We start from the raw sequence: 23,073 nt of genomic DNA, 5'->3' as shown, positions 1-23,073 counted from the left end.
TCTTTTTATTTTATTTAATTACTAGCACCACTATATGCTACATGTCGTTTCTCAATTCTCTCTTCAATTTCTTTCATATTTTCTTTATTATTTAATAGTGATTGTTTATTTTCAATTAATAATTGTTTAAAAGATTTTCTCACTTTTTTTCTCATTTTCATTGTCCTCCTTGGGGGATGGTTTATATAAAAGATAAAGAATTATCTGTGTGTCCTTATAATAATTGATTGTTGTGAATTCTATTTGAACTTCATATGAAAATTCCGTTTATTTTCTGACAACTTTGTGAACACGAAAAAAAGACTCTCTAAAACTATGTTGAAATTAATTCACTTCATTATAAAAATTACTATTCCCCTCAACTTTTATCATTATATCTTGTCGAAACATTTATATATTTAAAATTGAGTTCGACATAATTTTATTTACTATAATACTGTTTACAAAAACAAAAAGAAGGTGTCACCAAGTCAAATTTCGACTTATGCAACATCCCTCTTTCCAAACTATTTATAGCATATTTATTAATATTTCAGGTCTTCCCCAATTCATTTCTTCACAAACAAATCTAAGTTTTTCTTCATCCATTGTGTGTAATCCCTCTTCTAGTAAACATGAAATTGGAACTTCACAGTGAATTTGTGCTAATTGCAACGAAATATTTAAGTTCTCTAAATCACTTTCAATCTTCGTACGCTGCGCTTTTGTTAATGATTCTACATTTTCTAGTACAGCGGATACTGTTCCGTGCTCTTGAATAAGCTTATACGCTGTTTTTTCACCGATACCTTTTACACCTGGATAATTATCACTTGTATCTCCCATGAAAGCTTTTGCATGGACGATTTGCCACGGCTCTACACCTTTTTCTTCCATGATTTTCTCCGGTGTGTAATATTCGTAATTTCCAATTCCTTTACGCAGAAGCATAACTGTAACGTTCTTATCAACAAGTTGAAGCAAATCCGTATCACCTGTTAAAATATAAACTTCAGCTTCATTGCAATATTGTTTTGCAAGCGTACCGATACAATCATCGGCTTCGTAGCCTTTCATACCGATAACTGGAATGGATAATTTTGCAGTCATTTCTTGCACTAAATCAAATTGAGGAATTAATTCTTCTGGTGGCGCTGCACGATTTGCTTTATAATTCGAGAACGATTCTGTTCTAAATGTCGTACTTCCCATATCCCAGCATGTAACGATATGTGTTGGTTCGATCGCTTGCGTAGCTGTTAATAAGTGTTTCATATAACCATGAATCCCGTTCGTAGGGGTTCCATCTTGTCGTTTCATAAATTGTCCGTAGACACTTGTTGCGTAAAAAGCACGAAATAATAGTGCCATACCATCAACTAATAATACTTTTTTCATAATTCCTCTCCTATTAAAAAAATAATAACCTTACGTTATCACGTAAGGTTATATAAATAGATTACCATTCTACGTTTTTGCTCAACTTTGTCTATTATACATTGTTTTTGTATATTTAGCATCATTAACACATTAAGACGTTCTACTACAACAAGTATGCAAGATACCTGAATACGTATTTTTTCCAGTAGAAACAACGATAGCTTTTGCATTTCCACTAACGATATGCGAACCTTTAAAACATACATTTTCAAGCTCAAGTGGATTATAATCTTTCATCCGTTTTAATGGAATAAATCGTTTACGTTCAAGGTGATAGCAGCTCTCAAACTTCTCTATATTCGCTTCGTTTCCCGTTAACACAGACTCATTCACTAATAAATCATCTGCATAAATAATACGTACATCAGCTGGCACAGCATCTCCAGCCGAAAGAAAAATCATATCTCCAGGTACAAGTTCTTGCACAGGTATCTCCATCATTTTCAGTTCACTATTTAGCCCTGTACTACTAGAATATTCTACTCTAGATACAGTAATCGTTTCACGTTGTAATTCATCACACACACGTTGTTTTGAAAAACCTGGAATCATGCCACCTAGCTTCATCATTACTTCCGCAAGAAGTGCTCTTTTTGAAGTTAGTTCATTTCGGCCATATACTTGAATACGTTTTTGTGCCTCTTTCATTGATAGTCCGTCTCTTGTTGTTTTAAAATATGCAAATACAGATTTTACATCTCTTGTTGCAATTTCAATTAATAAATCTTTATTTTTTTGGAGCATTGTTTGTTCTTTTATTGATTTTTTACTTAGTTTATATGACGTGTTACCCACAGTTTTGTTTGCATATAACATATTATCGTCTCCTCCTTTACAACATAGGAAGAAACGCTTTGTTTCTCAATTTATCCACTTTACTGTGAAAGTGTCTCGCGCTTTATAAACGCTACATTGTGATAAATATAGAGGGAGGAACAAATCGTTTCCTGCCTACATCATATATTTTTGATTTGAAGTATATGGGTAACGGAACCGAGTCAGAATTTGACATGCTCCTCACCTCCTCGTTTAATTTTATAGTTTATAATATGAAATTACTCATAGCTTGGTAACAAAAAAGACCCCTACCCTTAAGAGAGTAGCGGCCATTACATACACAAATAAACGATTTCTAATATAATTAGAAATCTACGGACCTCTCCCTCACCGAGTTTTAGCACTGTATAGCATAGGTACATTACCAGCTACGTTAAGAAAAACCTTAATTCGATCATTCCTGTTGACCCATTGGCGTCTCTCGACATTTTTGGGCAGTAGCATTTCTCTATACAGGAGCCTCACCTAACAGAGACTTATTTTCATTACATTGAAAATGTTACTCTTATTTAAAATAGATGTCAACCGTAGCCTACAATTTTTTCAAATGGTATGGCAAACTAACGTATATAAAGTGAAACTTTCATCAGTGGGGGTTTTGTTCATCCGCCACTGATTATTAGCCCTCACCAATCGGGCTGTCCGGCAAATAGCGGTATAAAATAAAAAACTTTACGTTTAAACGTAAAGTTTTTAATAAGTTATACAACCAGCGATTACAATCCCAATTGAAAGCGATAAAAACATAAGAAAAAGACCGACTGCTTGATTATCTTCTTCAAGACTTTTGTTTATATTAAAGCGTGGTGTAAGCCACTCAGCTAAATAAAAGACGATAATTTGAGCCAAAATCCCAACTGCTCCCCACGAAATCATATCAAGAAGTGAAATTGAATTAGCTGCTGTCGAATATAAAACGATAGCTAACCCAAGTAATCGCCCTCCAAGCACATAGCTTACCGCCTTATTCCCTTGAGCCATTAACTTAAATTCCTTAACTTTCGTTGTCACTTCCATCAAGAACAGACCAATACATAAAAGTCCAAGTGTTACTGCTAAATATAATAAAAAATTAATCATTTTTCCTCCTCCTTTTTATACCTACCGGTAAATAGTACGATTCATTTCCTGTAATCTTTTCTCCCGCGCGAATACCGATACTACTCGCTTTTCCAGCAATTAAAAAAGAACCAAACACATAGGACAGTTTCTCCATCCCCTTTTCTGTTTCCAAGGATACGACTGGCAGTTCTGTATACTTTTGAAATATCGGCAGTGCAGTTTTATACGTTTGATGTGCATTTTGAAGCATAATATTTTCATCCTTATCGCGAATCGTAATTGTATCTCCTTCTCTACCAAATGAAGGTTTTTGAACGAAAGAACCTTTTCCTAAAAATAAATCTGGTTCTAAATATGTAGGTAACATATATTCTTTAATCCACTGTTGTTCCTCGTTTGTATAAAAGACCTCTTCTTCTGCTAACCCCCAAATAAGACACTGAATCGATTTTGGCTGAAGTAAAAATGCTGACAAAGGATTTATTATAAAAAGCTTTCCGGCTTTTACAAGTTGCAGCAGTTCCACACCTACCAAATCTCCTGTTTCAGGATCTTGATCCTCAATTAAATCTTCTATCGGATATGTTTGGCGATATAAAACATCAATCTTCGCCCCATCTTTATCAACTAGAGCATCTTTTGTAATTCTAAGTTCTGACATTGGCACTACTTTATTTTCAACATGGCATAGCTGACTCAAATACATAGTCGTATTCCAATCCTCGATATGTTCATGATGTGCTGTAAAAACAACATTTGGATTGTCTAATTCCTTTGTCGCTTCCATTACAGCTTTCGTAACACCAGAAGATAGCAATCGTTCTTGATCTGAGTTTGGATCATCATAGCCTAGATTTTCACAAACTTTTCCATTCATTTGAAAACATTCCACAATAAAAGTTGGTGTATCACTATTAAACTCAAGCATTTTAATTTTGTTATCCTCTGTTACAGCAAAATCAAATCGCGAAATTACAGATTCAGGATAAAGCCCTTTCATTCTAATGAATGATAAACTCGCGGATGGAAAGCCAAGATCTAGAAGCTGTTCGTCACTTAAATTACGCAGCAGTCTAGCAGTCTTAAAAAATATTTTCCCCATTCGTTCAGTCGCTAAGTGTAATTGGTCCAAAGTCTGATTTGTTATAGAAAAAACATGAAACAAACTATACTCACATTCATATAAATCCGACCAAAAATTCGGATATTTTAAATAAAATTCTTTTCGATCCCTTATGTATTGCGACATATTTTAGCCCCCAAATCCTCCCTTTGAACCGCTTCCAATTCCACCTTTAAATTCAGCAGACGATTGATACGATTTAAACGCCGATGAATTTTTAAAAGTGGATTTATTTTGATAGTATCGCCCACCATAGAAATAATGCCCACGATAACCTGAACTACTATCATCACACTGCCATACCCCAAGTTCATCATCCCAATCCCAATCAGAACAACTATTATCATTCGGTTTTGGGGGAAGATCTTGTGCGCAACCAAATAAAGTGCCAGTCATTAAAGACGTTACGACACCACCTACTAACCATTTCGTTTTTGTCACCTTCGCACTCCCCTTTTTAAATTCTATTCCTATTATATAGGATGGCATGATAAAGTAGAAGAAAAAGGAAGAAGAGGGATTAAATGCGCTTAGAATATCGACTTAATGATGAAACGAAAGGGTATCCTGCTTTATGGAACTACGCCAATATTTCTAATTCTGAAATTATCGCACGCATGACTTGTGAATATTTTATTAAAGAGAAAAATACTTATGTTGTTACTGCAACTTCGGTTGATCCAGACGGAACAGCAGTTATTTATATTCAAAAAGAAGTTTTCGCCAATGACCCTTCAGACCCTACATACTCCCACATCGGTTTTGAAATTAGAGAACTAAGTGAAACGAGTTCAAGCTTAGTAGATAGTCAAGATGTATGGAACTACGAAGAAATTTTACCATCTCTTCATTCAGATATTATATATATTCAGCGAGACGGCATGTCTATGGAATTCTCCTTGGATTCAAGAGAGATTGATGAAGACAGAAAGTGCTACATTTATTACGGAAACTTCACAGGTGAATCAAGATAATATTAATATATCTATGCAACAAAAAAACCTTACGTATAAAACGTAAGGTTTTTATATAGCCCCACATATGCCGTTCTCTCTAGATGTCCATAAACCTGCTCTCACAGGTGGATGCCCTCACAAATGTTTGTAACTTCCTTCTTAAAAAGATGGCATGTTAGCTACATTTAAATATTGAACTTCCATATTAAACTTATTGGTTTAAGACATGCATAAGCTACGTACACCGTAGGAATTTTATATAAGGTTAGTTGAAATAAGACCCCCGCACGTGCCGCTCCTCGTAAATGTCCAAAAACCCGCTACTCGCAGGTGGATGCCCTCACAGTTACCGTACATCTTCCTCCACAAGGAAGGCTTGATGATGGTCGCTAAATATTGAGCTTCCGTATAACTAACATCGGTTTTAGACATAAATAAGTTACGCACACCGCAGGATGTATTATTTACTTGTCGTTATATTATCACATTGTTTCCAATGTGTAAAATACAAAGTTTTTCGAGCAATCTCTTGCTTGTGACCTTATTTTAATACAAATTATTTTTGCATGCAAGTGATTAATCTTCTTCTTTTGCAATTTGATTTTCTGGATAAGAAATCCAATCACTCCAGCTACCTGCATACAATTTAACATTTTGGAATCCAGCTAATTTTAATGCAAGGATGTTTGGACACGCTGTAACACCAGAACCACAATATACAATGGTTTCCTTATCTTTCGACAGGTTTTGGAATCGTTCTTGTTGCTCCGCTTTATTCTTAAATTGTCCTGATTGCAACATTCCATCCTTCCAAAAATGGTTTACTGCTGTTGGAATATGTCCTGCTTTATGATCGACAAGTTCCTCTACACCAGCATAACGTTTCGGCTCTCTTGAATCAATTAATGTAACATCCGCACCTGCACGGATATTCTCTCTGACCGTTTCCATCGTTACAAGCATATGATCTTGTATATTAGCTTTGAATGTTTTTCGTATAGCAACAGGAATTTCCGCTGTTGTCGGTAGTCCATTCTCTTTCCAAGCCTGGAAACCACCATCTAATATATATACTTTCTCATGTCCTACATAGTTACATAACCACCATAAACGAGCAGCATTTGCACCGGCTTGACTGTCATACGCAATTACTGTCGTATGTTCATCAATACCAGCCTTCGAAAGCTTGTCTGCAAACTCCTCAATATTTGGTAAAGGATGGCGGCCACCATGTTCTGCTATAGGACTTGATAAATCTAAATTCAAATCAAAATATAACGCATGAGGAATATGTCCTTCTTCATACTTTTCTCTACCCCAATTAGGATTCGCTAAATCAAAACGACAATCGATTATACGGACATTCTCATCTTCTATATGCTCACGTAACCATTCGACTGTAACTATCATCTTTAACGACCTTCTTTCTCTTTCAAACGACTTACATACTCCATAACCATTTCTTCTGTAACATATTTACGCTGCAAGGTAACACCATTTTTTGCAAGATCATTAATCTGCTTCGTTACAACATTAATTACATCAACCGAAAATTCTTTCCCATTTGACGCAAGAGATACGGCAGCTTCAATAGCTGCTTCACGCTGTGCATCTAATTGTAAACATGCTTTTACACTTTCATTTTGTTTACGAGAATGTGCTGTAATTGCTTTATGTACTTCCATCTTCTCTTCCCCCTAAATAGTTATACGTTTTTATTCAATTCCATTGCAAGGCGGATCATATCACGACATACAATTCCATTTTCAATAATCTCTTCTTCATAATGCTTCGAAAAGTAATCAAAATCAATAGAAAAAATACGAAATCCACATTTTTGATATAAAGCAAGTTGTGAAACACTAGAATTGCCTGTACCAACTTCAAGTTTTGACATACCATATCCTTTAGCAGTTTCTACAGCATGCCTTAATAGCTTCTTCCCAATCCCTTTTCCTTGCAAATGCTCTGCAACCGCAATATTCATGATTTCCATCGTCTTTGGCCTTGTTTCCAAAAGAACATATACACCGATAACGCTCCCCCCCTGCTTAGCTACGTATGTTAATCCTCTTTGTACATACGTAGCTATTTGCCGTTCACTTGGATCAGCAAGTAACAATAAAGCCTTCGGTATAGCCTCTTTTGGAATACGTTCTATTACAACAGACATAAAAAATTCCCCCTTCTCTATTGTTCTAAACCCTCCTTGTCTACCATAAATAATAGAAAGGAGGGATTCACCATGGACAACAATGAGAAAAAATGCAACGTCATCTCTATTGATGGAAAGAAGAAGAAAAGCGACACGTATTCCTATCCAAAATTAGTAGTTGAAAACAAAACATATGAATTTTCTTCATTCGTCTTATGCGGTGAAACACCAGATGGCAGACGACTCGTTCTTACTCATATGATTTCTACCGATGAATTTGCTGGATTTGTAAAATCTTTAGATACTGTACTTCAAAAGAAAATTGAACGAATCTTTTTCTCATAACGACTATATAACATAAATTTCTTTTTCAATCTCTACTAACTGCTTTTGCAATTGTTCTTTACTTTGTTCATAGAGAGATACATCGATCGTTTCAGCCAATGCAAACAATATACTTTCATAATAGTTCATCACATCTTGCTGCATCACTTTTTCGAATAAATTCCACTTCATATCCCACTCTTGCTTATAATGATGAACAAATAAATGTTTTTCATCAGCTACATAGTTTGATACGAGCGGTTCTAATACAGATTTAGCGTCTTCTTGCATAAAAGCCTTGTCATTCTTTTCAAAAAAGCTTTTCTCATTTTTAAAATGTGCCAGTGCTTTTTTGAAATCTTTTATTTCAACTGAAGGGAACGGTTCTTTATGTGTAATATCTTTGTATTCATACTCCACTGTTCCATTCATAGAAATTGATTCATTTTCTACTTTACAGTTCACTACAATTTCATCCTTTGCACGCTTCATCGCTTCGTCTATCCATTTTTCAAGGCGTAATGATGTCGCACGCATTTCTTGTAATAAATCATGCTGAATAAATGCTACTAATTCCATAACACACTGTTGCAATTGTGTTTTCACATTTCCATCCGTTCGAAGTGATGCCGGATTAATAAATTCAGTAAACACATCATTATAGCGGAGGAATAGACGCTGTTGCACGTAATAAAGCAACTCTTTCACTTCATTTTGCATCGCCTGTTCTTCAGCAAGTACACTATATGAAGAAATGATATGAAGTAGTTGATCACGCTCTGCTTCATATTTTTTCGTTTGCTTCTCTTTCTCTTCATTCCCCTGCTTTGCACCCTTTATCATGTTTACTAAAAGCTGATCTGCCCCTTGCAACGCACCATATAGAGCATGCACAGAAACAAGCATTAAATCTCTCATCATAAAGGACGTAAATGATTCCTCAAACTTAGTAATCCCAGAGTTTTGTAAAATACCATACTTCTCTTTTTCAACATTCTTTCCTTGTTTCTCTTCAAGCGCACATAAACTTGAAATTGCAAATAAACGCGGATTTCTAATACCGTATTGCAGTAGCTGATCTGCGATATAACCTTTTACCATTTCAAGTTCTTCTTCAGACTCTGCTAAATCCGCCGCATTAATTAAGAAGAACATTTTATCAAGGGCAAAAGTATCCTTTACACGACCAAGCTGAATTAAAAATTCACGGTCAGCACGAGAGAATACATGGTTATAATATGTTACAAATAAAATAGCATCTGCGTTTTTAATATACTGAAATGCAACATCCGTATGGCGAGCATTGATAGAATCCGCTCCAGGTGTGTCTACAAGCGCTACTCCCTGCCTTGTTAAAGCACAATCATAATAAAGTTCCATATACTCAACGAAGCATGATTTCTCTTCATTCGCTACATAATCAGAGAACTCTTCTAATGTAACTTTTACTTGTTCTCCTAAATAAGTAGAAACTGCATCATACCCTTTTTGTACCGCTCGTAAAAAGCTAAATGTTGTTTTTTGCTTCCCAGTTGGTGAAGGATATTTCATAACTTTATCAATTTGTGCTAACGCTTCATCTAACGTAGCAATCTCATAATGAAACAGCTTATAAACAGCTTTCATATCTTCTAATAACGCTTGCTTTGATTTAAACTGAACAATTACTGTTCCATGTGGTTTTTCCTCTGTAACCGGCAAAATTTGATTAATCGTTGCCGTCGTCGGGTTTGGTGATACAGGAAGTACTTTCTCACCGAGTAAGGCATTGGCAAATGATGATTTTCCAGCACTAAATGCCCCGAATAACGCTACTGTAAATTGTTTTGTTTCTACACGTCTTCTTTTCTCTATTACCTCTTGCTGTACATGTTTCAGCGCTGGCAATGGCTCTAATATCGTTTCAGCTTTTTTCACTTTCTCTAATATCCGCTGAATATTTAAAGCCGCCGTTCCTTTCAGCTCTTCTTCATGAATCGCTACGTTATCATTTACGATTTCCTGCTCTTGTAGTGTAAATTTCTCACTAACAATTTGCTTTTCCCTTTGCAATATCTCATCTATTTGCAAACCTTCAGGCGTAGCAACATGATCGTGCCAAACATTTCGTAAATAGTCTTCATATGCCGCCAAATTGTTATTGTATTGTAATTGTGTTTCTTTCGCCGTTTGCAACATCGTATATGTTTCAATCTCTTCTTCAATACGAGCAACTGCTTCCCTCACCTTTTGCTTTAAAACGACCGCACTTTTATCAAAAATTTGCTGTGCTTTTATAAAATAACGCTTCTTTAGTTCATTCGCTACATCCGCTGTATAAAGAAGTAAGTAATCACCTGTGAAACCTGCGCCTTGTTTAATTACCTCAGCCAACCTTTCTGGTCCGAAAGCAATTTCTAACCCATATATGTCTTTCCCAATTTCCTCCGTGAACAATCCTTCTTCTTTTAAGAAGGCTACAATAAATTCCTTCACATGAAAATCAAGCTGCGTTTCAACAGTCTTTTGAAGGGCAGAATAAAACGCCTCTACACGCCTTTGTTTTTCTTGCTCCGTCTTTCCTTTCGCAAATAGCAAACCGACTTTAAACTTTGTTAATTTCGTTTCTAAGTACGCATTTGCCAATTCTCTCATTTCAAATGGCATTAAATACGCGTTATCTAATATAGCTTGTAGGCCTTTTATAAATTCATTTCTCACATGAGACTCTTTACTTGCCTCACGATTTTTCGCTTCCGTTAACTCTTCCTTCTTTTCAACTACCTCTGAAATAGAAATTGGTGATGCTAACTCTTCCTCATATTTCAAAAGAGCTTTTTCATTTTCAGAAACAATAAACGAGAAATGTTCCCCCATTAAATATTCTGTTTCTCGCTCCATTCCAGTCCTTACATACTGCTCTTTTTCTTTCATAATAGAAGTAATTAACGTTTCTAAGCTTCCAATTTCATTATGTGGATGGTTCATCATTCGTAATGACGTATAATATACTCCATCTACTTCAATATCCCAGTTAAAGAACGATTGCTTTACACTATCTTTATAATTCTCAAACGACAATTCATTTTCTTTATGTTTATCTATTTGATTGACAACGAGATAAACCGTTTTATTACGTTGTTTCAATTCTTTAACAAATTGCAAATTCACTTCCGATTGGACGTGATTATAATCCATCATATAAAAAATTACGTCTGCTAGATGTAGCGTTGATTCTGTCGCTAATTGGTGGGCATCATCTGTTGAGTCAATCCCTGGTGTATCTACTAACATAACCCCTTCAGGAATTGGCGCATCATTCCGATAAATGTGAACACCAATTACCTCATCACCATCTTTACAAATTTGTTTTAATTCTTCAGCTGAATATGCACCGTCATACTCGTACTGTTCTCCAGATTTAACCGTTACAACAACACGATCCATTCCTTTTTCAATTTTGACAACGTTAGCGCTTGTCGGAATTGGACTTGTTGGTAACAACTGCGCTTTATATAGATGATTCATCATCGTTGATTTCCCTGCAGAGAAGTGACCACAGAACGCTATCATAAGCTGTTCTTGTTTATATTTTTGAATCACCTCAAACAACTTTAAACTATTCTCTGCATCGCCGTGTTTTTGCCACTCTTCATAAAAACAAACAAGTTTTTTCATACCGTTTGTCTGTACTATGTTTGTCATCCCCTTGTTCCCCTTTATCCAAGATGTATATACTTTTCCCCGCTATTTGCAAGCTCATAACCAGTGAGAGTTACACCTACCCATTGATTACAGTTTCACTTTACTATCATACTAAATTTTCAGCATATTCTCATTAAAAATAAAAAATCCCTTTCATTCTTTTTACAAATGAAAGGGATTTTATGTCATATCACTCATTTTGCTGTTCCTACTCCATTTAAAACATACTTCGCAATAACTGCATATACAGCGACTGTACCTGCTACTAATGCATATACCATACTTACACACCAACCTTTTTGATAATGATTATCAATTTTAAATATATTTTATCATTAAAGAGAATCATTATCAACACTTTTCATAAAGAAAGCTCCTTATAAGAAGGAGCTTTACTGCCTGTTTTGAAAAAGGTTAAAACTTGTTGTGCACTCTTATTATATCTCATCCTACATAACTTAACAGTTTAAAAAAATGGAAATATCCCCTATCCCCTCCATCTTACATTTTGTATAATAAAAGGGAATTACTTAACAAGGAGGAAAAAAATGACACAAAATATTTCACAAGGCGAGAGGATCCACTCCATCGATATTATTAGGGGAATAGCTGTACTAGGTATTTTTCTTGTGAACTGGCCTGTTATCGCTGGGATTGACTCACGTGATATTTCAGGAGTTTATGAAGGGCTAGATAGCTATATCCGTCTATTTTACGATATGTTTATTCAAACAAAGTTTTATACTATCTTTTCGTTTTTATTTGGCCTAGGCTTTTACATTTTTATGACTCGTGCTGAAGCAAAAACAGATCATCCGAAAATTTTATTTGTTCGCCGCTTACTTATTTTATTATTATTTGGTTTCTTACATTACGTTCTTTTATGGGACGGAGACATTTTACATACTTATGCGATTGCTGGATTTTTCTTATTTTTATTTTATAAGAGAGAACCTCGTACTATTTTAATATGGGCTATCGTTTTATTGAGTATTTTTCAATTCATTATGCTAATGGCTGGTATTACAGTTGCATTGGTACCAAAGGAAGAGCTAGGTTTTTCCTTACCTATCATGCCATTAGAAGATTGGCTGTCACAAATACAAAATCGTTTCCATGCATTTTACGCTGATGGAATTGGATTAAATTTACTTATGCTTCCAGAAACAGTTGGGCTGTTTTTACTTGGTTTATACGCCGGGAAAAAGGATATTTTCCGCCGCGCGAAAGAGTTAGATTCAAAGCTTAAAAAATGGCAAATTATTATGTTCCTTTTTACATTACCAATGTGGTTCTTCATGGTCCGTTACTTCTTATCAAAACCATTTTATGAACCAATTTATATGCAGGTCTTTACAATGTTTAGCGGAAAAACGTTATTCATATTCTACATTTTCACACTAATGCGTTTATTACAAAAAGAAAAATGGCAAACGTTATTACGTCCGTTCCAACACGTTGGACGAATGGCATTAACAAATTACATCTCGCATACAATTGTTACATTACTTGTATTTGGTCTATTCCTTAAAAATTATTATCCTGCTCCATTATGGGTTGGACCAATATTCTGCATTAGTTTCTACACGTTACAAATCTTTATTAGCCGCTGGTGGCTTTCACATTACCAATACGGGCCACTTGAGTACATTTGGCGTCTTGGTACGTACGGGAAAATGATGCCACTTAAAAAGAAAAGCAAGGTCTCATAACGAGACCTTGCTTTTTCACGCTTCTCTTACTGCACTTTGCATAGACACCGGCTCTTCTTCTACTTTCACTTTGCGCTGCGGCACCATATTAAATACGATATTTAAAAGTACTGCTGACGCACTTCCAAGTACAATTCCGTTATCTGTTAAAATACGAATGCTTTCTGGAAGTTGTGAAAATAATGTAGGAACGACTGTTACGCCAAGCCCAATTCCGACAGAACATGCAACGATTAATAAATTTTCTTGTTTACCAAAATCAACGCTACTTAACATTTTAATACCATATGCCATTACCATACCGAACATTGCTAACATCGCACCGCCCAGTACTGATTTCGGAATGATTGTTGTAATAGCTGCGATTTTTGGAATGAATCCAAGAACGATTAACATACCACCACAAGTATAAATAATAACGCGATTTCTTACTCCAGTTAATTGAACAAGCCCTACGTTTTGAGAATATGTTGTATATGGGAACGCATTGAAAATACCACCTAACACCATCGCTAATCCTTCTGCTCGATAGCCTTTTGTTAATTCTTTTTCACCAATCTTTTTATTGCAAATATCAGATAATGCAAAGTATACACCTGTTGCTTCTACAATCCCTACGCAAGCAACTAAAATCATCGTAATAATTGGCGTCAATTCAAATGTTGGTGTACCGAAGTAAAATGGCTGAATACCATGGAACCAATCTGCTTCTCCAACTGCTTGCAAGCTTACTTTCCCCATAAATGCTGCAACGATTGTACCGAATAATAGACCTAGTAAAATAGAGATTGAACGAATAAATCCGTCGAAGAAACGATACATAATGATGATAAATAGTAACACACCAAATGCTAATGCTAAATTTTCAAGACTACCGAAATCTTTACTTCCTACTCCTCCAGCCATATCATTAATAGCAGCTGGAACAAGTGTAACTCCAATTACAGTAACGACAGATCCTGTGACAACAGGGGGAAACAGTTTTACAAGCTTTCCAAATAATTTTGCAAAAATAACAACGAATAACCCGGCAGCAATAATTGCTCCATAAATAGAAGACACACCGTATTGTTTCCCGATTGCAATCATCGGTCCAACCGCTGTAAATGTACAACCAAGTACAACGGGAAGTCCTATACCGAAAAAGCGATTTGATAATGCTTGTAAAATTGTCGCAACGCCGCACATTAATAAATCAATTGAGACTAAATATGTTAACTCTTTTTGATTCAAACCAAGTCCACCGCCCACAATAAGCGGAACGATAATTGCTCCAGCATACATTGCAAGCATATGCTGCATACCAAGCGATGCAATTTTAAATGGATGCTGCTTCATCGTTTATTTCACCTCCGCAGTTTCTTGCTGTACAAATGTAACTGTGCCGTTATCAAGTGATGCAATTTCTGCTAGTGATTCAACACGAACGCCTTGTTCACGAAGCTTCTTTCCTCCATCTTGAAATGCTTTTTCAATAACAATTCCAATTCCTGCAATACTCGCTCCGGCTTGCTCTACTAAACTCATTAAACCTAAAGCAGCCTGACCGTTTGCTAAAAAGTCATCGATGATTAATACACGATCATTTTCATCGATATGATTTCGAGATAATGAAATTTCATTTGTTTCTTGTTTTGTAAATGAATATACGTTTGCAACGTACATATTATCTTGTAACGTTAACGATTTACGTTTTCGTGCAAAAATTACTTTTACACCAAGCTCTAATGCAGCCATAACCGATGGTGCAATGCCTGAAGATTCAATCGTCACGATTTTTGTAATGTTCTCTTCTTTAAAACGTTTAGCAAATTCTTTTCCGATTTCTTGCATAAGTACTGGATCAATTTGATGATTTAAAAAAGCATCTACCTTTAATACGTCACCAGATAAAACCTTTCCTTCGTTCAAAATCTTTTCTTGTAATACTTTCATGTTTGTTCCCCCTCTTATGCAATAAAAAAACTCCAAAAGCCGCCACCACTCGTTACAAGTGAGAGACGCGCTTTTGGAGTTTCGCAAAAAAAGAATGCTAAACAAGCAATTATATTCGTCCTCACTCATAGTCAAAGTATTTACGGTACTTCGGTAGAAACTTGCAGGCCATATCCCCGCGATTATATGAGTGTAGCTAACTATTTATTTTATAGAAGGATTATAACGTACTTTTTATGCTTTGAAAAGCATTTATCAAAAAAACACGTACAAATTTTTAAAAACCACTATCTTTGTTCGAGTTTTGCAAACTCTTTCATTCCCAATTACAACTTCGTTAAAATGATTGGCCCATCTTTTGTAATCGCAATTGTATGCTCATATTGAGCTGATAATTTCCCGTCCATCGTTCGTACAGTCCACCCATTTAAATCTACTTTAGAATATCGCATACCTATATTTACAATCGGTTCAATTGTAATTACCATTCCTTCTTGTAACTGAGGTCCTTGTCCTTGTTTCCCAAAATGAAAAATTGCTGGTTCTTCATGAATCTCTTTACCAATCCCATGTCCCGTAAAGTCTCTTGCGACAGAAAAACCTTCATTTGTTACATAACTTTCAATTGCATAGCCAATGTCTCCTACATGATTACCAATTACCGCCTGATCAATCCCTTTATACAAAGCATTCTCAGCTACTAACAACAACTTTTCTGCTTCATCAGAAACTTTTCCAACTCTATACGTCCAAGCAGAATCTGAAAGCCCCCCATTTAAGTTTACTACCGTGTCAATTGTTACAATATTACCCTCAGTTAAAGGAACATCGGCCGGAAACACATGACACATTTCATCGTTTACAGATGCACATATCGCATATGGATACCCGTTGTAACCTTTCTGTTCAGATGTGGCACCATGCTTTTTTAAATACATTTCAACAAACGTATCAATCTCTTGTGTCGTTATACCTGGCTTTATCATTTTCGCAATTTCTTTATGACATGAAGCAAGTAATTTTCCAGATTCATGCATCAAATCTATTTCATTTTTCGTTTTAATTGTAATCATACTACCTCTACCTTTCCTTGCTAAACCTACTATTTGCTACTAAACTTCTATCATACACACCCTCTACCAAAATTTCAAAAGCCTCAATTACAACAAGTAAACAATATGTATCATATATTTCTAAATCAAAATAAAAAAACAGAAGATCCTCTGTTTTTTAATCACGTTTACATATATAGTTCATTTTCAAGAACTCAAAACAACCACCATTTGTTTTCTGTATAAACGTTCCAACCGCTTCAAATCCCGCCCTTTTATACACTTTTATCGCTCTCTCATTAAATGTCGCTACTGATAGTGTTATATATTTGCATCCGTATTTTTCTTTGCTAAAAGCTAGTCCAGCATTCACGAACTGTAAACCAAATCCATTACCAGTTATATTAGGTCTCATTCCAAGTCCTATATCAACCGTTCCATTATTTATTTTACAAACCGTAAAGAACCCAATGAGAGTACCATTTTCTTTCACAGAAAACACATGATTCCCTCTACTCTCACCCTCTAAAAACTCAGCTAAATCTTCTTCATCTGCCTCTATATCGTAAAAGGAATATTCCCCTTTATAATGCCAGTTATACGCGATTTCCTCCGCTTCTTCTTGCTTCATTACTGTATATGTATACCCCATTCTCTCATCCCCTTTAATAAAAAGAGCTGCAATTAAGCAGCTCTTTTTTTACAACTCATAAATCTCTTTATATTTCGCTTCTAAATAATCGGCTAAGTAGTTTGCATTTAAGCCTTCACCTGTTACATCTTCTAAAATTTCAAGCGGCTTTTTCGTTTTACCATATTGGTGAATATGTTCTGTTAACCATTCACGAATCGGTGTTACGTTTCCTTCTTCTAATAATGCATCAAAGTTCGGAATGTCTTTTAACATTCTTTGCTTAAATTGCGCTGCATACATGTAACCAAGCGCATAAGATGGGAAGTATCCAAATGAGCCACCAGCCCAGTGAACATCTTGCAATACACCTTGCGCATCATTTTCCGGACGAATTCCTAAATATGCTTCCATCTTATCATTCCAAGCTGCTGGTAAGTCCTTCACTTGTAATGTACCATCAAATAATTCTTTCTCTAATTCATAACGCACCATAACATGAAGCGGGTATGTAAGCTCATCTGCTTCTATACGAATGAATGACGGCTTCGATTCGTTAATTGCATCATAAAACTCATCGACTGACATATCATCAAATTGACCATCGCTATACTCTTTTAATAAATCATAATTTTTCTTCCAGAATGATTTATTACGGCCGATAAAGTTCTCAAAGAATAATGATTGTGATTCGTGAATACCCATAGATGTACCACTGCAAAGTGGTGTACCTTCAAATTGTTCTGCAATGTTTTGTTCATATACTGCATGACCACATTCATGAATTGTTCCAAATACAGCCATACGGAAATCTTTTTCATCATAGCGTGTCGTAATACGAACATCCCCTCTATTTAATGTAATTTCGAAAGGATGTACTGTTTCATCAAGACGACCTGCTTCAAAGTCATAATTCAATTGCTTTAATAGTTCTAATGTAAAGTTCTTTTGTTTTTCTTTTGAAAACTGTTCCGATAAAGCACTTGTTTTTAATCCTTTTTTAGACTCAGAGATTTCTTTTACAAGCGGCACGATGCGCTCACGAAGTTGACCAAATACGTGATCTAAAACTTCTACTGTAATACCTGGCTCATACATGTCTAATAATGTATTGTATTTATATGTTTCATAACCCCAATATGTAATAAATTTCTTTTTAAATTCAACAATTTTTTCTAAGTACGGGCGGAACATTTCGAAATCAGATTTTTCGCGAGCTTCTTCCCACACACTCTCTGCTTTCGCTTCTAATTTCACATAAGCCTCATATTCAGCTTGTGGAATTTTTTTATTTCTATCATATTCTTTCTGACACTCTTCAACCATTTTCTTTGTCGTTTCAGAAAGTTTATCTTCACGTATTAAAGCTTCAAGTTCTGTTAAATAGTTTCCCATCTCATCTGAAGTCGACATAGCAAACACTTCTGACGAAAGCATACCAATTACTTCTGAACGCTGATCTACACCTTTTTTTGGTGCACCTGTTCTTAAATCCCAAAACATTAAACTTAATGCTTCTCCGTAATTCTGTATCTTCTTCACGTATGTTAAAAATTGTTTTTCTACCTCATATGTAGCAACTGTCATCGTATAAAAGCCTCCTTTTTCTACCTCAAACTTAATTCGACACGGAAACATAAATTCCTTTTATAATAGAAAAAAAGCTTGGCAAACGCCAAGCTTTCTCCTTATAATTCTTTACCTTCTACTGGCAGTACATTTTTCACAGCTGCAACTACTTTCTCATCTTCTGAATCAGATAAGAAGATTGATATAGCACCTTTATCTTCACTTGTACGAATTAAACGCCCAATTCCTTGACGAAGTCGTAAAATCATATATGGTACATCTACATCCCAGAATGGATCATTTACGTGCTTACGTTTCGCTTCAAACACAGGATCGTTTGGAGGGAATGGTAATGACCAAATAATAACGTGTGATAATGATGAACCAGGAATATCTAAACCTTCCCATAAATGAACCGCACAAAGTACAGTTTCTTCTTCATTTTGGAAACGAGAAACGAGCTGGCTAATTTCCTGATCTCCTTCATATAAGAACGGAACCGACATTTGCTCCTTACTTACATACTCTTTGAACGCTGCAAGCTCTTGCGTTGTACGGAATAATACAAGCGTACGTCCATTTGTTTTTTGTATATTTTCAAGTGTGTATTGACACTTTCTTTCCCATTCATTTTCTTTCGTATGCGATAGTAAGTTTACTGCCATTTGCTCTTCGTAATCAAACGGTGAAGCAACTGAGAATGATAAGTAATCTTTTACCCCTAGGCTATTAGCTGTAAACGCGAATGAATCATTGTTCGATAATGTCGCAGAAGAGAAAATATACGGTATTTTCTTCGAGAACACTTTCTCTTGTAATACTTCTTCAACTGCACGCGGCATAATCACTAACGTGAAGGCACCATCACCTTCTTCACCCCAAGTAATTACATTTTTCTCGTGCATGAACAGACGAAGTGAATGTTCTAATACATCTAAATGCTCATCAACAATATTTAAATCATACGTGTTTACTGTATGCATTTCACTTTCGAATACTAATGCATCTCCAACTTCACCAATTTTTGCATAAAGTCGTTTCGCTTCAGCTGTTACTTTTTCTGTCACAGTAATTTCTAAACGATCAGAACCAGCAATTTCTTTTTTGTTTTCTTGTAACACATCAAAGAATCGCTCTGTTTGCCAAATTGTTTCTTCTACTAAATGTGCAAACTCTTCACGAATATCGTTTTGTAATAATCTCGTTAAAAGTTGCTCCATCATCGTTTGCTTTAAACGATATGTTAAAGCTTTTTGAGCTGCATATTCTACAAGATGTCCTTCATCGAATACAACACAGCTACTTTCTGGTAATAACGGAATTTGCCCTTCACGCTTACGAGCATCGTACGTCCAAATATGATCCATATAGAAATCTTGAGAACAAATAATTAAATCTGCTGCTTTACGATAATGTTCACGAGAAAGAGTTTGTCCACAACGATGACGAGAATCACAAGTAAAGCAATCTTGGAAGTAATCCCAATTTACTTTTGACCATTCTTCGTCATTTAAAAGTGGAAATTCTTTTCGGTCACCATAGTGAGTAAAGTTTTGCATCGTACCATGATCAAATACGAATTGTGGTAATTCATAATATACGTCTTCAATTACTTCTGGAGCTCGTCCACTCATAACATCTTCAAGCTTACGTAAACATAAATAATTATCCATTGATTTTGCAAGTCTTACATCTACAGATAAGCCTAACGCTTCAGATAATTTCGCAATGTCTCCTTCTTCTTTCACAAGCTGCTCAATTAACGTTTCATCTGCACAAGCAATTATAGCTGGTTTTCCAGTATAACGCGCATAGCAAATTGCATATAGAAGATATACAATAGTTTTCCCTGTTCCTACACCCGCTTCTGCGAACATAACTTTCTTTTCTTGGAAAGCACGCTCTAATTGAAACGCCATAAAAATTTGTTCATCACGCTCTTCAAAACCTTTTTCCGGAAGGATGTCGTAAAACACATCTCCAATCCACTCATTCAACTTATCATAAAAATTGTCTTGTTTTCCTACTTCAAATGGTAATCTCTTCTCAGTAAACATCCTTAGCCTCCAACCAAAAAGTTTTTCTATAAAAAGATATAGTAACCGCTACTCATATGTGTGCAGCTACTTTCCCCTGTTGCCATACATATAAATACACGAAAAAAAATTTTCCTTTCGAAAAAGGAAAATTTTCTTCTATATTAATGACTTTAAATACCTTTTATCAATCGCTGTTTCATGTGAAAGAGCTGACAAATATTCTTCTTGTGCTTTTTGTATTTCATCTACAATCGCATCTTGACTATCCACTTCTTTTCCGAGCTCATCATACGTACGGTGAATAGCTTTTTGAATCATTGATAATTGGAAATTATCCATATCACTTCCTCCTTTACGCATTACATAATAGCCAGTATATGCGCGCTGGAGGAGTTTTATACTATGAATTACGCGGTGGACGTTTTCCGAAGTACTGATAGTAATCTGTACGGATAAATCCGTTAAACAGTTTACGTTTCTTCGATGCATCTTTTCCATAGCACTTCTCAAATGCTTCGTAACTTGTTAATACATACGCTGACCATGTATCTAATGGGCGGAATACTTGTCCCATTTCTTTGTACAATTGTTCAACAAGTGCTTTTTCACTTAAACGTTCTCCGTATGGAGGATTCGTTACAACATAGCCATAATCCTCTTTTGTTGTGAAATCTTTTACTTGCATTTGTTTAAATGTAATTAAATCGCCTAAGCCTACTTCTTCTGCATTATCTTGAGCAACTCGAATCATACGATGATCAATATCTGATCCAATGATTTGTAATCGTTGATCATAGTTCGCTAAATCTTCAGCTTCTTGACGAGCTTCACGCCAGTTTTGTTTACCTACCCAGCCCCACTCGTCAGATGCGAAACCACGGTTAAATCCTGGTGCGATGTTTTGTCCAATTAATGCTGCTTCAATCGGAATTGTACCTGATCCACAGAATGGATCAACAAATGGACGATCTGGCTTCCAGTTTGTTAATTTAATTAAAGACGCAGCTAATGTTTCTTTTAACGGAGCTTCCCCTTGATCCATACGGTATCCACGTTTATGAAGTCCAACACCGCTCGCATCAATTGTTAATGTTGCAATATCCTTGAGCATTGCAATCTCAATACGGAATAATGGACCATCTTCTTCAAACCAAGTTGTACGTTTATATGTTGTTTTTAATTTTTCAACGACAGCTTTTTTAACGATACGTTGGCAATCCGAAACACTGAATAATTCAGACTTTAAAGATTTACCAATAACAGGGAATTCAGCATTCTCTGGAATATAATCTCCCCAGTTTAATGCTTTCGTTTTTTCAAATAGCTCATCAAATGTTGTTGCTTTAAATTCGCCAACTTTAATTTTTACACGGTCCGCAGTACGTAACCATAAATTCGTACGACAAATCGCCTTTTCATCTGCTTCAAATGTTACTTTGCTGTTTTCTACTTGACATTCATAACCAAGATCGCGAACTTCTCGGGCAACTAACGCTTCAATACCCATTGCCGCTGTTGCAATTAAAGTAACTTTTCCCATTTGCATTCACCTCTTATGTATATTCAAACAATAATTAATAGCAATTGGTCCTATTAATCATTACATTTTACGAAAAATTTTCTCATTAACCATTTTAACTCATACTTTATAACTTCATACAAATAAAAAGCCCTCCTCTAACAAAGGAGAGCTGAGTTATTTCATAGTTGGTTCATAACGTTCTGTAAGCCATGTTCTGTTCCTTTGTACTACAAACGGCCCACGCCTCGTACTCCGGTGGCAATCATCTATCTACAGGTTATAAAACCTGTCCTTTCCCGTCGTTCATTTCCTTGGAAAAGATTCCCCTACCATTATTTGGGTTTCTCGCTCGTGGGGTTTACCTCGTTCCACTCCTATCATTTCTTCAAGGACTTCGTCACTGTGGCACTTTAAAGGTAGTCAAACCATATCCGAAAGGACTTAGGTTTTTTCCCTGCCGTTAAACCAGCCTTACAGCCAGAATACCCTAGCTTATGAATTGGCTAGGCACGAACACTACAGCCATCTCAGGCCGTGCGAGCATGGACTTTCCTCTACAACGTTGGCGTTGCAGCGATTACCCAAACGTTATGACATCCATTAGTATAGTGGAAACAAAAAGATTTTGCAACGTTTTTTTCTATGTAAAATGCTTAAACCTTTTCCCACCTTACATCATTCGTATAACTTACTTCCAAATACAGCTTTTTCTAAGTTAGATAAGCGTTTTAAAATATCCGTATTCGTGTTGTTATAAACTGGTTGTGCAACTGGTGTTTGTACAGGTTGTTGTGGAACTTGCGTTACTGCTAGTTTTTGTTCCTCTAATTCACGCTTTAAACGAGCATTTTGTTGCTTTAATTGCTCAAACTCTTTGTGGAAAGCTTCATAGTCTTTAATGATCATATCAAGAAACTTGTCTACTTCTTCTTGCTGATAACCTCTCATACCTGTTTTAAATTCTTTTTCTAAAATATCTTTCGCTGTTAATTTAATTTTATCCGAAATCATTTTCTTCACCTCAAATTTTTACCAAAACTTTCATTAACTAAA

General features: G+C 35.7%; 22 protein-coding genes, 3 other RNA genes and 2 riboswitches. Of the genes, 3 read left to right on the top strand and 22 right to left on the bottom strand.

Translation table 11 applies throughout. The features are described from left to right. Positions 1 to 14 precede the first annotated feature (14 nt). The 6 genes from HMPREF1014_RS19850 to HMPREF1014_RS19825 form a co-directional block, all read right to left on the bottom strand. Positions 15 to 155 (bottom strand): FbpB family small basic protein, encoded by a 141-nt coding sequence (locus HMPREF1014_RS19850; protein WP_001228048.1) that lies wholly within the window; start codon positions 153 to 155, stop codon positions 15 to 17. A gap of 355 nt (positions 156 to 510) precedes the next feature. After that, positions 511 to 1,377: a 5'-3' exonuclease gene (locus tag HMPREF1014_RS19845; RefSeq protein WP_000757069.1), complete on the bottom strand. Its 867-nt coding sequence runs from the start codon at positions 1,375 to 1,377 to the stop codon at positions 511 to 513. Between the two features lie 132 nt (positions 1,378 to 1,509). Then, positions 1,510 to 2,235, bottom strand: a complete 726-nt coding sequence (locus HMPREF1014_RS19840; RefSeq protein ID WP_000964951.1) for a P-type ATPase actuator domain-containing protein — start codon at positions 2,233 to 2,235, stop codon at positions 1,510 to 1,512. Positions 2,236 to 2,570: 335 nt separating this feature from the next. Next, positions 2,571 to 2,736: riboswitch (M-box (ykoK) riboswitch) on the bottom strand. Positions 2,737 to 2,949: 213 nt separating this feature from the next. Next, positions 2,950 to 3,336: a DUF350 domain-containing protein gene (locus HMPREF1014_RS19835; RefSeq protein ID WP_000606857.1), complete on the bottom strand. Its 387-nt coding sequence runs from the start codon at positions 3,334 to 3,336 to the stop codon at positions 2,950 to 2,952. After that, positions 3,329 to 4,567, bottom strand: coding sequence for a glutathionylspermidine synthase family protein (locus HMPREF1014_RS19830; protein WP_000084935.1), 1,239 nt, complete (start codon positions 4,565 to 4,567; stop codon positions 3,329 to 3,331). Before HMPREF1014_RS19830 ends, HMPREF1014_RS19835 begins: the two co-directional genes overlap by 8 nt. A 3-nt stretch (positions 4,568 to 4,570) precedes the next feature. Further along, complete coding sequence (locus HMPREF1014_RS19825; protein WP_000169030.1) at positions 4,571 to 4,882, bottom strand: hypothetical protein; 312 nt, start codon at positions 4,880 to 4,882, stop codon at positions 4,571 to 4,573. 83 nt (positions 4,883 to 4,965) lie between these two features. On the opposite strand from HMPREF1014_RS19825, the gene HMPREF1014_RS19820 reads away from it, so the two are divergent. Next, on the top strand, positions 4,966 to 5,415 hold the full coding sequence (locus HMPREF1014_RS19820; protein WP_001235522.1) for a hypothetical protein: 450 nt from the start codon (positions 4,966 to 4,968) through the stop codon (positions 5,413 to 5,415). A gap of 54 nt (positions 5,416 to 5,469) precedes the next feature. On the opposite strand, the gene ssrS (HMPREF1014_RS30520) is transcribed toward HMPREF1014_RS19820, so the two are convergent. From ssrS (HMPREF1014_RS30520) to HMPREF1014_RS19805, 5 genes are all read right to left on the bottom strand, one after another. After that, a non-coding RNA gene (gene ssrS, locus HMPREF1014_RS30520) (6S RNA) lies at positions 5,470 to 5,653 on the bottom strand. A gap of 21 nt (positions 5,654 to 5,674) precedes the next feature. After that, positions 5,675 to 5,857, bottom strand: a non-coding RNA gene (ssrS, locus tag HMPREF1014_RS30515) — 6S RNA. Between the two features lie 116 nt (positions 5,858 to 5,973). Then, a complete protein-coding gene (locus HMPREF1014_RS19815; protein WP_000637564.1) occupies positions 5,974 to 6,807 on the bottom strand; it encodes a sulfurtransferase in 834 nt (277 codons plus the stop codon). A 2-nt stretch (positions 6,808 to 6,809) separates the two neighbouring features. Beyond that, positions 6,810 to 7,082 (bottom strand): YpbS family protein, encoded by a 273-nt coding sequence (locus tag HMPREF1014_RS19810; RefSeq protein ID WP_000451818.1) that lies wholly within the window; start codon positions 7,080 to 7,082, stop codon positions 6,810 to 6,812. 20 nt (positions 7,083 to 7,102) lie between these two features. Next, positions 7,103 to 7,570, bottom strand: a complete 468-nt coding sequence (locus HMPREF1014_RS19805) for a GNAT family N-acetyltransferase (protein ID WP_000117686.1) — start codon at positions 7,568 to 7,570, stop codon at positions 7,103 to 7,105. Positions 7,571 to 7,642: 72 nt separating this feature from the next. On the opposite strand from HMPREF1014_RS19805, the gene HMPREF1014_RS19800 reads away from it, so the two are divergent. Further along, positions 7,643 to 7,897 carry a DUF3931 domain-containing protein gene (locus HMPREF1014_RS19800; protein ID WP_000369740.1) on the top strand — a complete coding sequence of 85 codons (255 nt, stop codon included), beginning with the start codon at positions 7,643 to 7,645 and terminating at the stop codon, positions 7,895 to 7,897. 3 nt (positions 7,898 to 7,900) lie between these two features. Here the strand turns inward: HMPREF1014_RS19800 and HMPREF1014_RS19795 are convergent, their stop codons facing one another. Next, on the bottom strand, positions 7,901 to 11,560 hold the full coding sequence (locus tag HMPREF1014_RS19795) for a dynamin family protein (RefSeq protein ID WP_000182124.1): 3,660 nt from the start codon (positions 11,558 to 11,560) through the stop codon (positions 7,901 to 7,903). Between the two features lie 548 nt (positions 11,561 to 12,108). Between HMPREF1014_RS19795 and HMPREF1014_RS19790 the strand changes: the two genes are divergently transcribed. Then, positions 12,109 to 13,272, top strand: a complete 1,164-nt coding sequence (locus HMPREF1014_RS19790) for a DUF418 domain-containing protein (RefSeq protein WP_000193089.1) — start codon at positions 12,109 to 12,111, stop codon at positions 13,270 to 13,272. Between the two features lie 15 nt (positions 13,273 to 13,287). Here the strand turns inward: HMPREF1014_RS19790 and pbuX are convergent, their stop codons facing one another. From pbuX to gpsB, 10 genes are all read right to left on the bottom strand, one after another. Beyond that, entirely contained in the window at positions 13,288 to 14,610 is a 1,323-nt protein-coding gene (pbuX, locus tag HMPREF1014_RS19785) for a xanthine permease PbuX (RefSeq protein WP_000809223.1), read from the bottom strand. 3 nt (positions 14,611 to 14,613) lie between these two features. Further along, positions 14,614 to 15,207: a xanthine phosphoribosyltransferase gene (locus tag HMPREF1014_RS19780; RefSeq protein ID WP_000866496.1), complete on the bottom strand. Its 594-nt coding sequence runs from the start codon at positions 15,205 to 15,207 to the stop codon at positions 14,614 to 14,616. Between the two features lie 108 nt (positions 15,208 to 15,315). Next, a riboswitch (purine riboswitch) is annotated at positions 15,316 to 15,417 on the bottom strand. A 116-nt stretch (positions 15,418 to 15,533) separates the two neighbouring features. Next, on the bottom strand, positions 15,534 to 16,280 hold the full coding sequence (locus tag HMPREF1014_RS19775) for a type I methionyl aminopeptidase (protein ID WP_000628417.1): 747 nt from the start codon (positions 16,278 to 16,280) through the stop codon (positions 15,534 to 15,536). A 157-nt stretch (positions 16,281 to 16,437) separates the two neighbouring features. After that, complete coding sequence (locus HMPREF1014_RS19770) at positions 16,438 to 16,911, bottom strand: GNAT family N-acetyltransferase (RefSeq protein WP_000542516.1); 474 nt, start codon at positions 16,909 to 16,911, stop codon at positions 16,438 to 16,440. A gap of 48 nt (positions 16,912 to 16,959) precedes the next feature. Further along, the gene (ypwA, locus tag HMPREF1014_RS19765; RefSeq protein ID WP_000215066.1) at positions 16,960 to 18,477 is read right to left on the bottom strand and encodes a carboxypeptidase; all 1,518 of its coding nucleotides are present in this window, start codon (positions 18,475 to 18,477) and stop codon (positions 16,960 to 16,962) included. A gap of 101 nt (positions 18,478 to 18,578) precedes the next feature. Then, positions 18,579 to 20,516 carry an ATP-dependent DNA helicase gene (locus HMPREF1014_RS19760; protein ID WP_000493700.1) on the bottom strand — a complete coding sequence of 646 codons (1,938 nt, stop codon included), beginning with the start codon at positions 20,514 to 20,516 and terminating at the stop codon, positions 18,579 to 18,581. Positions 20,517 to 20,654: 138 nt separating this feature from the next. Further along, a complete protein-coding gene (locus HMPREF1014_RS19755; protein WP_000368569.1) occupies positions 20,655 to 20,837 on the bottom strand; it encodes a DUF3921 family protein in 183 nt (60 codons plus the stop codon). 61 nt (positions 20,838 to 20,898) lie between these two features. Continuing rightward, the gene (locus HMPREF1014_RS19750) at positions 20,899 to 22,038 is read right to left on the bottom strand and encodes a THUMP domain-containing class I SAM-dependent RNA methyltransferase (protein WP_000521220.1); all 1,140 of its coding nucleotides are present in this window, start codon (positions 22,036 to 22,038) and stop codon (positions 20,899 to 20,901) included. Positions 22,039 to 22,218: 180 nt separating this feature from the next. Beyond that, an RNA gene (gene rnpB, locus HMPREF1014_RS30505) (RNase P RNA component class B) lies at positions 22,219 to 22,609 on the bottom strand. 86 nt (positions 22,610 to 22,695) lie between these two features. Next, complete coding sequence (gene gpsB, locus HMPREF1014_RS19745; RefSeq protein ID WP_000622431.1) at positions 22,696 to 23,031, bottom strand: cell division regulator GpsB; 336 nt, start codon at positions 23,029 to 23,031, stop codon at positions 22,696 to 22,698. Positions 23,032 to 23,073 lie beyond the last annotated feature (42 nt).

This window comes from Bacillus sp. 7_6_55CFAA_CT2, assembly GCF_000238655.1.
GTDB classification, from domain to species: domain Bacteria; phylum Bacillota; class Bacilli; order Bacillales; family Bacillaceae_G; genus Bacillus_A; species Bacillus_A cereus.
This window is presented reverse-complemented; position numbering and strand designations above follow the sequence as displayed.

What these genes read in the sequence shown, in the direction of transcription:
- HMPREF1014_RS19830 (WP_000084935.1), bottom strand. Translation starts at nt 4,567, where the DNA reads ATGTCGCAATACATAAGGGATCGAAAAGAATTTTATTTAAAATATCCG.
- HMPREF1014_RS19810 (WP_000451818.1), bottom strand. Translation starts at nt 7,082, where the DNA reads ATGGAAGTACATAAAGCAATTACAGCACATTCTCGTAAACAAAATGAA.
- HMPREF1014_RS19755 (WP_000368569.1), bottom strand. Translation starts at nt 20,837, where the DNA reads ATGGATAATTTCCAATTATCAATGATTCAAAAAGCTATTCACCGTACG.
- gpsB (WP_000622431.1), bottom strand. Translation starts at nt 23,031, where the DNA reads ATGATTTCGGATAAAATTAAATTAACAGCGAAAGATATTTTAGAAAAA.
- HMPREF1014_RS19775 (WP_000628417.1), bottom strand. Translation starts at nt 16,280, where the DNA reads ATGATTACAATTAAAACGAAAAATGAAATAGATTTGATGCATGAATCT.
- HMPREF1014_RS19850 (WP_001228048.1), bottom strand. Translation starts at nt 155, where the DNA reads ATGAGAAAAAAAGTGAGAAAATCTTTTAAACAATTATTAATTGAAAAT.
- HMPREF1014_RS19770 (WP_000542516.1), bottom strand. Translation starts at nt 16,911, where the DNA reads ATGGGGTATACATATACAGTAATGAAGCAAGAAGAAGCGGAGGAAATC.
- HMPREF1014_RS19790 (WP_000193089.1), top strand. Translation starts at nt 12,109, where the DNA reads ATGACACAAAATATTTCACAAGGCGAGAGGATCCACTCCATCGATATT.
- HMPREF1014_RS19795 (WP_000182124.1), bottom strand. Translation starts at nt 11,560, where the DNA reads ATGACAAACATAGTACAGACAAACGGTATGAAAAAACTTGTTTGTTTT.
- HMPREF1014_RS19780 (WP_000866496.1), bottom strand. Translation starts at nt 15,207, where the DNA reads ATGAAAGTATTACAAGAAAAGATTTTGAACGAAGGAAAGGTTTTATCT.
- HMPREF1014_RS19835 (WP_000606857.1), bottom strand. Translation starts at nt 3,336, where the DNA reads ATGATTAATTTTTTATTATATTTAGCAGTAACACTTGGACTTTTATGT.
- HMPREF1014_RS19845 (WP_000757069.1), bottom strand. Translation starts at nt 1,377, where the DNA reads ATGAAAAAAGTATTATTAGTTGATGGTATGGCACTATTATTTCGTGCT.
- ypwA (WP_000215066.1), bottom strand. Translation starts at nt 18,477, where the DNA reads ATGACAGTTGCTACATATGAGGTAGAAAAACAATTTTTAACATACGTG.
- HMPREF1014_RS19815 (WP_000637564.1), bottom strand. Translation starts at nt 6,807, where the DNA reads ATGATAGTTACAGTCGAATGGTTACGTGAGCATATAGAAGATGAGAAT.
- HMPREF1014_RS19800 (WP_000369740.1), top strand. Translation starts at nt 7,643, where the DNA reads ATGGACAACAATGAGAAAAAATGCAACGTCATCTCTATTGATGGAAAG.
- HMPREF1014_RS19805 (WP_000117686.1), bottom strand. Translation starts at nt 7,570, where the DNA reads ATGTCTGTTGTAATAGAACGTATTCCAAAAGAGGCTATACCGAAGGCT.
- HMPREF1014_RS19760 (WP_000493700.1), bottom strand. Translation starts at nt 20,516, where the DNA reads ATGTTTACTGAGAAGAGATTACCATTTGAAGTAGGAAAACAAGACAAT.
- HMPREF1014_RS19750 (WP_000521220.1), bottom strand. Translation starts at nt 22,038, where the DNA reads ATGGGAAAAGTTACTTTAATTGCAACAGCGGCAATGGGTATTGAAGCG.
- HMPREF1014_RS19840 (WP_000964951.1), bottom strand. Translation starts at nt 2,235, where the DNA reads ATGTTATATGCAAACAAAACTGTGGGTAACACGTCATATAAACTAAGT.
- HMPREF1014_RS19820 (WP_001235522.1), top strand. Translation starts at nt 4,966, where the DNA reads ATGCGCTTAGAATATCGACTTAATGATGAAACGAAAGGGTATCCTGCT.
- pbuX (WP_000809223.1), bottom strand. Translation starts at nt 14,610, where the DNA reads ATGAAGCAGCATCCATTTAAAATTGCATCGCTTGGTATGCAGCATATG.